Genomic DNA, 13,987 nt, shown 5'->3' with positions numbered 1-13,987 from the left:
TTTTTCTTTATATTAGATTAAAATTATTATTAAGCAAAAATAACAATATAGTTAAGAGGGAATACTACTTCAAGTAAATATTCTTTTCTTAATTTAAATACACTTATAAGTGAGGTAAGACTATGTCAAACGAAATAAATTCTTCTAATTTTATAAGAAATATCGTTGTAGAAGATCTAGAAAGCGGAAAGCATAAAGAGATAATTACTCGTTTTCCACCAGAACCTAACGGTTACTTACATATAGGCCACGCTAAATCAATTCTTTTAAATTTTGGTTTAGCTGATGAGTTTAAAGGAAAAACTCATTTAAGATTTGATGATACTAACCCTGTTAAAGAAGATACAGAATATGTTGAATCAATTAAAGAAGATGTACAATGGCTTGGTGGTCATTGGGATGAACTTTTCTTTGCATCTAACTATTTTGATGAAATGTACAATAGAGCTGTTCTACTAATAAAAAAAGGTAAAGCTTATGTTTGTGACTTAACAGCTGAAGAAGCTAAAGAATATAAAGGTACACTAACTCAACCTGGTAAAGACAGCCCTTATAGAAATAGATCCGTTGAAGAAAATTTAGATTTATTTGAAAGAATGAAAAATGGTGAATTTGCTGACGGCGAAAAAGTTCTTAGAGCTAAAATAGACATGGCATCACCAAATATAAATATGAGAGATCCTGTTATATATAGAATATCTCATTCTACTCATCACAATACTGGTGATAAATGGTGCATATACCCAATGTACGATTTTGCTCATCCATTAGAAGATGCTATTGAACATGTTACACACTCTATTTGTACTTTAGAGTTTGAAGATCACAGACCACTTTATGACTGGGTAGTAAGAGAATGTGAGATGACCGCTTCCCCAAGGCAAATAGAATTTGCAAGATTAAATATGACTAATACTGTTATGAGTAAAAGAAAATTAAAACAATTAGTTGATGAAAAAGTTGTTGATGGATGGGATGACCCTAGAATGCCTACTATTTCTGGCCTTAGAAGAAAAGGATGTACTCCTGATGCGCTAAGAAATTTCTGCAGCGCTATCGGTGTTGCTAAGGCTAATTCTGTTGTTGATTCCCAAATGCTAGATTATTTTATAAGAGAGGATTTACAACTTAAGGCGCCATTGTCTATGGCTGTGTTAAATCCTTTAAAGCTTGTAATAACTAATTATCCTGAAAATGAGACAGAAATGCTTTCAATAGAGAATAATGCAAAAGATGAAACTCAAGGTACAAGACTTGTTCCATTCTCTAGGGAACTATACATTGAAAAAGAAGACTTTATGGAAAATCCACCAAAGAAATACTTTAGGTTATTCCCTGGTAATGAGGTTAGACTAAAAGGAGCATACTTTGTTAAATGTAACGAAGTAATCAAGGATGAAAATGGTGAGGTAGTAGAAATTCATTGTACTTATGATCCAGAAACAAAGAGTGGTTCTGGCTTTACCGGCAGAAAAGTTAAAGGAACAATCCATTGGGTAGATGTAAAAACTTGTCTTCCTGCTGAATTCAGGTTATATGAGCCTTTAATTTTAGATGATGCACCAGAAAATGAAGGAAAACACTTCCTTGAACAAATTAATCCAAACTCACTAGAAATATTACAAGGCTTTATTGAACCAACTGCATTTAAAGATGCTAAACCTCAAGATAAATTCCAAATGGTTAGAAATGGTTTCTTTAATGTAGATACTAAATATACAACTGCTGATAAGTTAGTATTTAATAGAATAGTACCATTAAAATCATCATTTAAATTAAGCTAATAATAAAAATAAATTAAGGCAGAGAAATCTTATATATTAGATTTCTCTGCCTTAATTTATTTTTAACCTCCTAATCCAGATAATTTTATATAAAACTATCTGATTAAAATTTTTTATACCCCTTAAAAATTCTTCACCATTGTCATCATAACCAAACCATAAATTCAACCTAATTTTCTATATTTCGATAAAAGGTAACATTTACTATTAAGTTGATAAATTACATTTCGATAATAGAGTAAGTTTATATATTAGGGGGAATGCAAATGATTATAAAATCTACAAAAAAGACAAAAGGCTTACCTATAAAAACAAAACTTATTTTAGTAATGATTTTATTGCTGAGTATACCTGTACTTGTACTCGGATTAGTAAGTTATTATGTAGCAAGAGCTGAACTTGAAAATAGCGGGAAGATTTTATTAAAAAATAGTGTAGAAATGACATTACAAGTGATTGATGCAAATCAAAAGCTTGTAGACCAAGGAAAACTATCTCTTGATGACGCTCAAGAAAGAGTTAGAGAATATATGCTTAGCGAAAAACAAGCGGATGGTACAAGAAAAATCAATCAAAATTTAAGCTTAGGTAAAAGTGGTTATTTGTTAGCTTATACTCAAGATGGAGTTGAAGCAGCTCATCCAAGTTTAGAAGGCAAAAGCGTACTAGATTATAAGGATAAAAAGACTGGTACATTATTCGTTAAAGATCAAATTAAAGTAGCTAATGATGGCGGAGGCTATTTAACTTATTGGTGGACACTTCCTAATTCAGATAAGATTTCAGACAAAATAACTTATCAAAAGACTGATCCGCATTGGGGATGGGTAGTTTGCTCTGGTACTTACATGAATGATTTTAATGTTGGTTCAAATAATATTCTTATTACTACTCTGATTATATTATTGTCAGTAATTATTTTAGGTTCTGCAGTAATTATGATATTTGCAAAACACATATCTACTCCAATTAAAGAAATTAGTGACGCTGTAGATACTGTAGCTTCAGGTAATTTGAATATTAAGGCTATGAAAATCAAAAATAGAGATGAAATTGGTAATCTAAATAATTCCTTTAATATAATGGTTAGAAATGTTAACGATTTTATAAGTTCAGTTAAAGATTCAGTTAATGTTGTTTTTGACTCCTCTAAATTGTTAGATGAAATTGTTGCTGAAAATACAGCTTCGATTAATGAAGTATCAGATTCCGTTGAAGAGATCGCTAAAGGTTCAAATGAACAGGCTAAAGAAACTGAAAACGGAGTTATAAGAGTTAAGAATTTATCGGAGAAGATAGATTTAGTTACAAAACTGACAATAGAAACTAATGATATTGCAGTTAAAACAACTAATATAAGCAACAGAGGTTTAGAAGCAATTGATTTACTTTCAAAAAAATCAATTGAAAATAGCAAAGCCACTGAAAAAACTAGTGCCATAATAATGGAAGTAGATAAAACTTCTATTGAAATTGGATCTATTACTGAGGCAATAAGTCAGATTTCAGAACAAACAAATTTATTATCTTTAAATGCTGCTATAGAAGCTGCAAGAGCTGGTGAGCAAGGAAAAGGCTTTGCTGTAGTTGCTGAAGAAGTTAGAAAATTGGCTTCTCAATCTTCAATGTCTGCTTCAAAAGTTAAAGAATTAATCAATGGAATCCAAGATAAATCAAAAGCTGCTGTAAAAGCCATTGAAGACGGAAAGTTAATAGCTAAGGAACAAAATAATTCTGTAATAGACGCTAAGGATATATTTGTTGAAATATTAAAATCTGTAGAAAAGATTACAAACGATATGAAAAACCTAAAAACTTATAGCCTTGAAATGGAAAACGAGAAAAATGAAATAGTTGAAGTTTTAGAGACTCTTTCTGCTTCAACTGAAGAAAGCTCTGCTGCCACTGAACAAATTTCTGCTACAACTGAGCAGCAACTAGCAAGTGTAAATCAAATAGCCAAACATACTCAAGACTTAAATAAACTTGCAGAGAAGCTTAGAGATGCAGTTAACGCATTTCAAGTTTAAATGAATTAAGTTCAAACTTTCCCATAAAATTAAAAAGGCATAGTGTTTGGAGTACGTCCAACCTATACCTTTTGCTTATGGTTTATATATTTAAAAATTTATCAAATCTGTTTCTTGTATTTTCTTCACCTATGATTTGCATTATAGTATAAATGTCAGGCGAATTAGTTCTATGAGTTAGTGCTGCTCTAACTGCTCCTGCAACATCCGAAATCATACCTTTATATTGATCTGGATTTGCCTTAAATTCTTTTCTATTAGCACAGTACCCAAGTCTAATTCCTATTTCCTTTAAGTCATCAAACCAAGCTTCTTGACTTTCTACATCAAATTTAAATTCTTTCTTGTAAGTTTCTACTATTTCTTTTGCTGCTTCTAATGTAACTCCCTTTGGAAGTTCAATTTGTTCTGCTGATTCTTTATAGAATAGTTCATCAAAGAAATAGAAAATCTTACCTTTTACTTCATCCCATTTTGCAAAATCTTTTCTTGGTTTTGGACCTTCTTTATCTATATTGAAGATTTCCTTTGCCATAGTTTCATTTTCTGTAACTAATTTATACATTTCTGCATCAAATTCCTTAGCCCATGCTGTATAGTATTCATAAACATCAGTAGCTTTCATAGCAGCAATTCTATCTTTTGATACATCGTTTAATTTAACTAAATCAAATAATGCTCCACTCTTACCCATCTTTTCTAAATGAACTTCGAATTCATGGTAGTCAGCCTTAGGATTTTCAGCTCTCCATTCTTCATAAGTAGAGTTTACTATATTAAGTAAATATTCAATTACAGTTACTACTGGGAATCCAACTTCTTTGTAGTAAGAAACAGCTGCTTCTGCATCTTTTCTCTTTGAAAGCTTTCTTTTTGATCCACCATCTTGCTTCATTATTGTTGGAATATGAGCATATCTTGGTGCTTCAAAACCTAAAACTTCAAATAATTGAACGTGTATAGGAAGTGATGATAACCATTCTTCTCCTCTTATTACATCTGTTGTTCTCATTAAATAATCGTCTATTGTATGAGCAAAATGATAAGTTGGAAGCCCATCCCCTTTAATAAGTACTACATCTTGATTATTTTCTGGGAATGAGATATCTCCCTTTATTAAGTCGTGAAATTCAACCCTTGTTTCGGGATTTCCTGGAGATTTTAATCTTATAATATATTTTTCTCCGTTTTCAATTCTCTTTATTGCTTCTTCTTCAGTTATATTTCTAAACTTAGCGTATTCTCCATAGTAACCAGGAGTTATTTTATTTGCTATTTGTCTTTCTCTAAGTTCAGCTAATTCTTCTGGGGTACAGAAATCTGGATAAGCTAAACCTTTTATAAGTAAATCTTTTGCAAAAGCATTATATATTCCAGCTCTTTGACTTTGTCTGTATGGACCATATTCACCTTTAGATGTTTCTTCTCCTGTCATACCTTCACTAAAATCCATACCAAAATTATGCATAGTAGCTATTGTATCTTCTATTGCACCTTCAACTTCTCTCTTTTGATCAGTATCTTCTATTCTCAAATAAAAAACACCTTCACTTTGGCTTGCTAATCTTTCATTTATTAATGCAGCAAAAACTCCACCTATATGTTGGAATCCAGTTGGACTTGGTGCATATCTAGTAACTCTTGCACCTTCCTTAAGACTTCTCTTTGGATATTTTTCAACGTAATATTCAGTTGTATGTTCAAGATTCCCAAATATTATATCTGCTAATTTTTCAAAACTCATTATTTGTATCTCTCCTTATCATTCTTCCTTACAAGGTATTATAAGCCCCTTGTCATGGCAATTTATATCAAGTGAAACTTGATTCAGGTAGGGTTTGATCCCCATCTGAATCCTAGTTGAACTTATCCAGGAGCGTGCAGCCATTATCCCCCGCTTAAAGAAGTATGGGTATTACGGATGCTAGCTATCGGATAAACCACATAATAAATATGTAGAATAAATTAAAATTATTTAATTATCATAGTTTAATAACACTACAAAATATTAATATCCTAATTGTTTTCCTACGATTATTACTTTTATCCTACCTTTAACAAATTGTCCTCTGATAATTGTAAAATCATTGCATATTCTATTAGGACTTTTACAATCCACACAATACCCTAATTTAGTACATGGAGTATCTTTACCTAATCTTTTTGCATCAATCGGAGCAGCATAATTTCTAACTCTTTTTTCTGCTTCTTCTATATCTTTAACAATTTTATTTGTTCCAGTTATTAAAATAACCTGCTTCGGGCCATAAATCATTGGTGCAACTCTACTTCCATTACCATCAATATTGTATAGTTCTCCACTTTCAGTCAAGGCATTGGTACTACACATAAAAGTATCAGCAGAAAAGTTTTGTATATAAATACCTTTCTTTTCTTCACTTGTAATACCTTCTCTATACTTATCTAAAAATATATAATTTTCCTCACGAAGAAAGTCTATAACACCTGTTTCAAACAACGTCATAGAATCGCCAACCCCTACAACAGAATTTTCATCTATGAGTTGTTTTAACAGTTCTTTTAATTCATTATCATCATTTACAAAGAAACCATCCATATTGCGTTGCCTTAAATTTTTTATAGTTCTATTAATTTGTTCTTCTTTGTACCATGAAATATTAATCTCCATATAATATGTAGTCCTTTCTAAGTTAAATACAAAAAAGCCCTTCGTCCTAAAATATCCTTAGGACGAAAGGCTGACTTCCGCGTTACCACCTAAATTGATTAATTTAAACATATTGATTTTAAATTTCAAATACATTTGATTTAACCCTCTTAATTATCTTTAAGGGAATAACCCCATAAATATACTAGCTTTAAGACATATACCTTATGCTTTCTATTTATTACTCCAAAGCTTCCTTCAATAGTTTTAAATTCTAGGATTACACCCTCCCTAGATCTCTTATAATTAAAATTCTATTTACTCTTCTTTTTCATTGCACTTCTCTATATTTATATTTTATATAGTATTTACAAAATACAAATCAATTATACATTTTGAAGATGCTAATGTAAAGATAAATTCTTATATTTTAATCTTTCTAAGAGATTTTTGGATTAAGTAATACCTTCTCTAATTAATAAAAAGTTTTCTATATTATAAAAAAAATATCATAGTACACAATCATAATAATTATTCCAGTAGGAACACCAAGTCTAATTCATTCACCACTTTTAATTTTTAACTTTCCTGCTGAAATAATGTTGAGTATATTAATTATATACCCTAAAATAACTGATAAAGCTATACCTATACACAAACAGATGTCTGAACAATTTATAATTTATGATATTGTATTTATCCTAGCACAATTCTATCTCTGTCACTCATTGCACTTTTTTTGAACTAATTGATATATATGTATTTAATTCCAATTTATTCTTGACTTCTCGAACCTTAATTATTATAATAGAATCAAATAAAACATTAATGACAAGGTCGTCTAATATTTAAAATATTAGACGACCTTTCTTTTATTAATAGTAATGCCACGGACAATGGAGTCAAAGTATAACAATTTACTTGACTCCATTTTTTGTCGCTAAATATTATATTTTAGAACTTTAAGCAATTTTCAGATGTAAGGAGGTGTAAAAATTGAAAAAGCAAAGTAATATTACTACACAAATAAAATCTAAAGTAGTAATAATTAATAGTCTTTTTATAGGTGCTATGATAATTATTTTTCTCGGATTATTTTTTTGTGCTTTTAGTTTTGTGAATAATATTCATATTAATGTGTTAACTGCTTCTATGCCAGGTGAAATATTTGGACTTTTAGTTTTATATTTAGGAATTAGATATTATTTCTCTGTTATTAAATTCAAGGAAGAGTTATTTAGTTCTTCTTCCAAATTCTCATGGGACAATTTTAGAAGAAATAAGAAGAAAAAATTTAGCTATAAGAAATAAACCAAATTATATTTTAAGGAGGATGATTTATGAAAAAGTCATTTAAATTAGCTGCTATTATATTATTTTTAGGTGCTTTAGCTGTAACATTAGTTTTGGCACTTTCGCCTGCAGGAGGTTCAGACCCAACAGGAATCTCTTACGTTGCAGCAACAGGAAGTGAGACACTTAGCGATGTTGCAACAACTGCTAACAAAGGTTATTATGGAGCAAATTTCACTTGGATTATGATAACTGGATTTATGGTTTTCTTTTTCCAATGTGGATTCGCTATGGTTGAAACTGGATTTTGCCGTGGCAAAAATGCTGCTCATACAATGACAATGAATTTTATGGTATTTTTAGTTGGTGCAATTGGGTACTTCCTAACAGGGTTTGCTATTCAATTCGGAGGTTCTGGAGGTGCTGCAGGACTTGGTTCTGGTGGAGCTGCTTTAGGTTCTATGATTTCAATACCTGGCCTCGGCGGCATTATGGGCTATAATGGATTCCTTTTATCTGGCTTAGGAATTTATGATCCAGGAATTTATGCATTATTCTTTTTCCAAATGGTGTTTATGGATACTACCGTTACAATTCCAACTGGCGCTTTAGCTGAAAGAGTAAAATATTCTGCTGTTGTTGTTTTATCTTTCTTTATTTCAATGTTTCTATATCCTTTCTTTGGAAATTGGGTATGGGGCGGCGGCTGGCTTTCAACTCTTGGACAAAACTTTGGACTTGGACATGGTGTTGTTGATTTTGCTGGCTCAGGTGTCGTTCATGCAATGGGTGGTATGATCGCTTTATCATCAGCTATTATTATCGGACCTAGAATTGGTAAATTCAAAAAAGATGGAACTGCAAGACCTTTCCCTGGGCATAATATACCAATGGCAATCATCGGTACAATTATTCTATTCTTTTGTTGGTTTTCATTTAACGCTGGTTCAACATTAAACTCATCTGATTTTAGGTTGGCTATAGTTGCTACAAATACAATGATTGCAGGTGCTATAGGAGGGCTTGTTGCTATGTTCTATATGTGGGTTAAATACGGCAAACCCGATCCATCCATGACTGCTAATGGCGCTCTAGCTGGTCTTGTTGCTATTACTGCACCTTGTGCTTTCGTAAGTGCCCCTTGTGCTTTCTTTATTGGAGGAGTCGCTGGATTATTAGTCTGCGTAGCAGTATCGTTCTTTGAAAACAAATTAAAACTCGATGATCCTGTTGGTGCCATATCAGTTCACGGAGTTAATGGTATTTGGGGAATTATTTCTTTAGGATTATTTGCAGATGGTTCATATGGAGATGGTCTGAATGGAGTATCTGGAGGAGTAACAGGTTTGTTTTTTGGAAATCCCTCACAATTAGTTGCTCAATTAATATGCGTTATTGTTGTGCTTATCTGGGGTTTTGGTGTTTCCTATATTTTCTTAAAAATTCTCGATAATGTATGGGGTATCAGGGTCTCACCTGAAGCTGAATTAAATGGCTTAGACATTCCTGAAATGGGGGTATCCGGATATCCAGATTTACAATTAGTAAAATCCCCTGAACTTGACTATGATTCACCTGAGAATGCAGAAATAAAACAATTAGTGAGGTTTAAAGAAAATAGTCAATCAATATAATATAAAGAAAGAGAGGTAATTGTATGAAAAAATTAGAGATTGTCATCAATAGCGAAAAATTAGAAGACCTTAAAAGAATCCTTAACGAATGTAATGCAACTGGTGTCATGATTTCAAATATAATGGGTTATGGTAATCAAAAGGGTTACAAAACTATTTATAGAGGCACAGAATATAAAGTAAATCTGTTACCTAAAGTAAAAGTTGAAACTGTCGTGTCACCAGATACCGCAGAAACTATAATAGATAAGGTCTTAAAAGAAATAAGTACAGGCAATTATGGAGATGGCAAAATATTCATTTATGACGCAGACGATGTCGTAAGAATACGTACTGGTGAACGTGGAAAAGATGCTTTATAAACAAATTTATAGAAATGTAGAATTCTAAATAGTCTCAGCATATAATATCTAAAGTAATTAATTAAAGTGATAAGATGAGATACATTTTAGATGTTAAAGAGTGTGAATTTTTAGGGAAAGGCAAGGAAGGCGCTGTTTATTTAACTCCAGAAGGATATGCCTTAAAGATATTTTATAATAAAAAGAAAGCTAAAAACGAAGCTGATCTGCTTGAAAAAGTTAATGGCAGTAGATTCTTTCCGAAAGTATTATTTATTGCTAACAACATGATTTTAAGAGATTATGTTGAAGGTGATAATCTAAGTTCTTATATAAAAAAGAATGGATTATCTTATAATCTATCTATCGAAATAATAAATCTTATAGAAGAGTTTAAAACTTTAAAATTTACAAGACTTGATATAAGAGATGCCCATATATTTGTTAACAAAAACGAGCAAATTCAAGTTATAGATCCAAGAAAGGTTTTTGTAAAAAAGACTCCTTATCCTAAGGAGATTATTAAAGTTTTAGTAAAATCAAATGTTTTTGAGGACTTCTTAAAACATGTTTTAAGTTATAAACCTAAGCTTATTAAATACTGGATTGATGGATATAATTACTTTAGATATACATCTAAAAAAGTGATACGCATTGATATGTTTGCTTCTTAAATTTTAATTTAAATAATCTGTCTAATAGCTCCATTAAGTATATTATAACTCTGAATTTATTCGTTTTATAATATACTTAATTTTAGGCTTAAGTTAAATTCTTAGCTTTTTTTCTTTTAATGTATAGTACAATCACTATTCCTAATACCATTCCAATAATACTTATCAATTGTGCAATTCTTATATTACCAAGCATTAAGCTGTCTGTTCTTAATCCTTCTATAAATACCCTTCCTAAAGAATATAGCGTTATATAGCTTGCTACTACAACACCATCCTCATTATTTTTCTTTTTATATAGAATTAATAGCAAAATCAAACAAATCACAATGTTCCAAATTGATTCATATAAAAATGTTGGATTGTAGTAACTGCCTTCAATATACATGCCTTTCTGTATAAAGCTTGGAAAATGGCTTATAAATGAATGTGAAACTTCTCCACCATGCGCCTCTCCATTCATAAAATTTCCCCATCTTCCAATTGCTTGGGCCAAAATAATTGATGGTGCTGCTAGATCTAAGTATTTTAGCATATTTAATTTCTTTATTTTAAAGAATATGTAGGTAGCAATAAACCCACCAATTAGTCCTCCATGAATAGCTAATCCACCTTTTCTAATATTAAAAATATCTATCAAATTGTTTTTATAATTTTCAAATTCAAATATTACATAATATGCTCTTGCACCAATAATTGCAGTAGGAAAGGCAACAAAAAAGCAATCTAATATTATGTCAAAGTCTATTCCTTTCTTTTTACAATTATAGTTTGCTAATATTATAGCTAATATTACTCCAAGAGCTATTAATATACCATACCACCTAATTTCATAGGTACCAATTTGAAATGCTACCGGATTCATAAAACACCGCCTCTTCCTATAAACTTATGTATTTTCTAAAAATCTGCTTCATAGAAGTTTACCTTAAATCATCAATTAATATTAATAACTGAAATAATTTCGTAAAGAATAAATTATATTGATTAGAACTTATATATTATAGCATTTATTTTAAAATACAAATGTAAAATTTATGTTACAATAAAATTAATGCATACCTACCAGCTTTTAAAGGCGTCAGGTATGCATTCTTTATATTTTTAAATACAGACTTTATTTTCAAATATTTCTTTTCTTGCTAGACTTCAATCTTTGCTATTGAAGTTTTCACTGATACACCATCAATACGGTCAAGCTGCTCTGTAAAATCATTTATTGTTTCTTCTGATTCCCCTGTAAGAGCTATAGATATAACTGATAACTCATCAGCAAAAGGTATCCCCATCCTTCCTTTTATGCTTCCTCTAAATGATGCTACCACATCATTAAATTCATCTTGCACTTCCTTTGGATGCTCTAATATTGCACTCACTACTCCTATTTTAGACATTTTCATTCCTCCATTGATTTTATGTAAAAAAACAAGATCTTCCTTTTTATGAAGATCTTCTTTTCATCAATGTATAGTTTATCTTTTTTTTTTTAACTTATTCATTATTCATATTATTTTATTCCAACTTATTTTTAATTAATGTATTGCCATCTCTAGAAATGATTCCTTTAGAATATGATTGAACCAATTCCCCTTTATATTTTATGTTTTTATTACTTGTTAATTCTAATACACTATTATCTGATTTACTATTAACATAAACTTTACCTGAATAATCGATTAGTATATCATTTTTATCAACAGGTTTCGCAAGTTTTAATTGATTCCATTTCCTCTGACTATCAGATAACACGCTGTAATATATATTTTTAATTTTGTTGTCTGCTACTTCGCCAAAATATACATTATCATTAACATCAGCTCCTAATATTTTTGCACTTTTAACATTAGGTATTGATACATTTCCTTTTGTATTTAATATAGTTATACTGTTATTTTCCTCCATTATCGCATTAGTGCTAGTTGTTGGTACTACAACATTTCCTATAACTTTTTCACTTTTAACCTTCTTCAACTGATTCATTACGTTTGCGTAATACAAATCACATTTTCCACTACTCTTCTTCACTTCTATATATAAACTATGAGTTAATGTTGAAAATACAACATTATTAATTTCATCCTTTGTACTCTCAAGCTTAATTCTAACCTTTTTTAAATCAAAGTCTGCAAGATCCCTTGCTTCTCCTTTTTTAGCATCAAAAGATATAGGCTCAAAATAGTACGCACCTTTTTCCTTTATCTTTTGGATTATTATCATATTATCTTCACTATTAAGCCATCTATAGAATACAATTTCTGATCCACTATCTGTATCACATACTTTTTCCTTATCATCATTGCTATCTAATGTTTTAAGCTTACTGTCTTCTATATATGATACATATCTTGCATCTGAAGATACTTTAATTTCACTTACTCCCTTTTTTATATTAATCTCTGTTTTCTTATCAGCCACATTATCCTCATCTTTAACTTCTTCAGCTTTTATATTAAGATCAGATGCCAAATATACTTTATCAAAATATAAAAATATGCATTGCTGTAATATTAGAGCAAGCGCACACCATGCTAATCTTCTTTTAATATTTCTCATCACTTATCCTCCTTTTACTGTTCCACATAAAATGCTGTAGCAACGGTTCTTTCACCATCCCAAGCATTAGGAGAATTTATAACATTTCCTTTATAATACATAGTTGAAGAATATCCTCCATCAAGAGCACCTGCATTAACAGCACCTCTTTCCATCATTATCTCTTGAACATCATATAAACTCGCTCCTGGTGACGTTATCTTTCTGCCATCTATAACTAATAGAATTATAGTTCCATCTTGTTTCTGACCAACCGCAGTTCTAGGATTAAGCCCATCTTCCATTTTATTTTTTACTTGTCTAATCCCATTAATTACAATATTAGGTCTTCTAAAACACATAGCTTCCTGTACATTCATCTTTTTTAAGTCAGCCAAACTATGATCCCCAACTACTAGTTCTCCACTTTTTGTAAATGCAATTACATTTTCAACTTTTTTCTCATCTGCACCAGACTTTGGATAAATAACATTTCCGCCTGATATTACAAATCCACCAGGTTCAGATCCAGTACCTGCATAAGCAGTTCCATCAGTTGATTTATCAATAAATGACCCACCATTAATAGCTGCAACGGCATTATTATCTTCTGCCATCTGACTTGTCTTTTCACCCATTTTACCTAAAAACTTAGTCATTGCAACTTTCATTTTTAATGGATTTTTCACTTCTAACACATATCCATCAAATCTCTGAGTATGTATATCGTATCGATTTATTTCATTTCCAACTTTATATTTAACATTTATTTTTTTCATATCTTGAAAAACTTCTTGACTATCACTCTCTTCATCTATTCCAAGAAGTTTATTTAATGCTGACTGTGGAATTATATCATTTATTAAATATGCATGCCTTGTTGCTAGGACTGTTGATATAAATGTTTTTCTCGTATTATCATATGGTCCAAAGAACAATACCAATGGTGTTGTTATAGCTAAAAAGATAAACATATCCAATAATCCCTTTAAAAGTACTCTCGAATTAGATTTTCTTTTCTTTCTTTTGTGCGTTTTTTTTCTTGGCTTATGGTTTGTTTGTTTATCCAT

General features: G+C 30.6%; 12 protein-coding genes and 1 other annotated feature. Of the genes, 6 read left to right on the top strand and 6 right to left on the bottom strand.

Translation table 11 applies throughout. The annotated features are described in order from the left end of the window. Positions 1-122: 122 nt before the first annotated feature. On the top strand, positions 123-1,784 hold the full coding sequence (locus tag F3K33_RS07400) for a glutamine--tRNA ligase/YqeY domain fusion protein (protein WP_039772134.1): 1,662 nt from the start codon (positions 123-125) through the stop codon (positions 1,782-1,784). Between the two features lie 266 nt (positions 1,785-2,050). Further along, positions 2,051-3,814, top strand: a complete 1,764-nt coding sequence (locus F3K33_RS07395) for a methyl-accepting chemotaxis protein (protein WP_039772132.1) — start codon at positions 2,051-2,053, stop codon at positions 3,812-3,814. An 82-nt stretch (positions 3,815-3,896) separates the two neighbouring features. Here the strand turns inward: F3K33_RS07395 and gltX are convergent, their stop codons facing one another. Both gltX and F3K33_RS07385 read right to left on the bottom strand, forming a co-directional pair. Further along, complete coding sequence (gene gltX / locus F3K33_RS07390) at positions 3,897-5,558, bottom strand: glutamate--tRNA ligase (protein WP_039772130.1); 1,662 nt, start codon at positions 5,556-5,558, stop codon at positions 3,897-3,899. Between the two features lie 264 nt (positions 5,559-5,822). After that, positions 5,823-6,464 carry a lactate utilization protein gene (locus tag F3K33_RS07385; protein ID WP_023974211.1) on the bottom strand — a complete coding sequence of 214 codons (642 nt, stop codon included), beginning with the start codon at positions 6,462-6,464 and terminating at the stop codon, positions 5,823-5,825. Between the two features lie 55 nt (positions 6,465-6,519). After that, positions 6,520-6,787 (bottom strand) — a binding site (T-box leader). 652 nt (positions 6,788-7,439) lie between these two features. Between F3K33_RS07385 and F3K33_RS07380 the strand changes: the two genes are divergently transcribed. The 4 genes from F3K33_RS07380 (at position 7,440) to F3K33_RS07365 (ending at position 10,385) form a co-directional block, all read left to right on the top strand. Next, positions 7,440-7,754 (top strand): hypothetical protein, encoded by a 315-nt coding sequence (locus F3K33_RS07380; RefSeq protein ID WP_023974212.1) that lies wholly within the window; start codon positions 7,440-7,442, stop codon positions 7,752-7,754. Between the two features lie 29 nt (positions 7,755-7,783). Further along, on the top strand, positions 7,784-9,370 hold the full coding sequence (locus F3K33_RS07375; RefSeq protein ID WP_023974213.1) for an ammonium transporter: 1,587 nt from the start codon (positions 7,784-7,786) through the stop codon (positions 9,368-9,370). Positions 9,371-9,393: 23 nt separating this feature from the next. Next, positions 9,394-9,732 (top strand): P-II family nitrogen regulator, encoded by a 339-nt coding sequence (locus tag F3K33_RS07370; protein WP_023974214.1) that lies wholly within the window; start codon positions 9,394-9,396, stop codon positions 9,730-9,732. Positions 9,733-9,806: 74 nt separating this feature from the next. Then, positions 9,807-10,385: a serine/threonine protein kinase gene (locus F3K33_RS07365; RefSeq protein WP_039772128.1), complete on the top strand. Its 579-nt coding sequence runs from the start codon at positions 9,807-9,809 to the stop codon at positions 10,383-10,385. An 88-nt stretch (positions 10,386-10,473) separates the two neighbouring features. On the opposite strand, the gene lgt is transcribed toward F3K33_RS07365, so the two are convergent. The 4 genes from lgt to F3K33_RS07345 form a co-directional block, all read right to left on the bottom strand. Next, the gene (lgt, locus tag F3K33_RS07360; RefSeq protein WP_039772126.1) at positions 10,474-11,250 is read right to left on the bottom strand and encodes a prolipoprotein diacylglyceryl transferase; all 777 of its coding nucleotides are present in this window, start codon (positions 11,248-11,250) and stop codon (positions 10,474-10,476) included. 277 nt (positions 11,251-11,527) lie between these two features. Beyond that, positions 11,528-11,779: a TM1266 family iron-only hydrogenase system putative regulator gene (locus tag F3K33_RS07355; RefSeq protein WP_011968754.1), complete on the bottom strand. Its 252-nt coding sequence runs from the start codon at positions 11,777-11,779 to the stop codon at positions 11,528-11,530. Between the two features lie 118 nt (positions 11,780-11,897). Next, positions 11,898-12,938: a hypothetical protein gene (locus tag F3K33_RS07350; RefSeq protein WP_039772124.1), complete on the bottom strand. Its 1,041-nt coding sequence runs from the start codon at positions 12,936-12,938 to the stop codon at positions 11,898-11,900. Positions 12,939-12,952: 14 nt separating this feature from the next. Beyond that, entirely contained in the window at positions 12,953-13,987 is a 1,035-nt protein-coding gene (locus F3K33_RS07345) for a phosphodiester glycosidase family protein (protein WP_011968752.1), read from the bottom strand.

This window comes from Clostridium beijerinckii (genome assembly GCF_008705175.1).
Classification (GTDB): Bacteria; Bacillota; Clostridia; order Clostridiales; family Clostridiaceae; genus Clostridium; species Clostridium beijerinckii.
Note: the sequence above shows the minus strand (reverse complement) of the source record. Positions and strands in the feature narration are given on the sequence as shown.

Coding starts and splice junctions, on each gene's coding strand:
- F3K33_RS07400 (WP_039772134.1), top strand. CDS start 123: ATGTCAAACGAAATAAATTCTTCTAATTTTATAAGAAATATCGTTGTA.
- F3K33_RS07375 (WP_023974213.1), top strand. CDS start 7,784: ATGAAAAAGTCATTTAAATTAGCTGCTATTATATTATTTTTAGGTGCT.
- F3K33_RS07370 (WP_023974214.1), top strand. CDS start 9,394: ATGAAAAAATTAGAGATTGTCATCAATAGCGAAAAATTAGAAGACCTT.
- F3K33_RS07385 (WP_023974211.1), bottom strand. CDS start 6,464: ATGGAGATTAATATTTCATGGTACAAAGAAGAACAAATTAATAGAACT.
- lgt (WP_039772126.1), bottom strand. CDS start 11,250: ATGAATCCGGTAGCATTTCAAATTGGTACCTATGAAATTAGGTGGTAT.
- F3K33_RS07355 (WP_011968754.1), bottom strand. CDS start 11,779: ATGTCTAAAATAGGAGTAGTGAGTGCAATATTAGAGCATCCAAAGGAA.
- F3K33_RS07395 (WP_039772132.1), top strand. CDS start 2,051: ATGATTATAAAATCTACAAAAAAGACAAAAGGCTTACCTATAAAAACA.
- gltX (WP_039772130.1), bottom strand. CDS start 5,558: ATGAGTTTTGAAAAATTAGCAGATATAATATTTGGGAATCTTGAACAT.
- F3K33_RS07350 (WP_039772124.1), bottom strand. CDS start 12,938: ATGAGAAATATTAAAAGAAGATTAGCATGGTGTGCGCTTGCTCTAATA.
- F3K33_RS07345 (WP_011968752.1), bottom strand. CDS start 13,987: ATGGATAAACAAACAAACCATAAGCCAAGAAAAAAAACGCACAAAAGA.
- F3K33_RS07365 (WP_039772128.1), top strand. CDS start 9,807: ATGAGATACATTTTAGATGTTAAAGAGTGTGAATTTTTAGGGAAAGGC.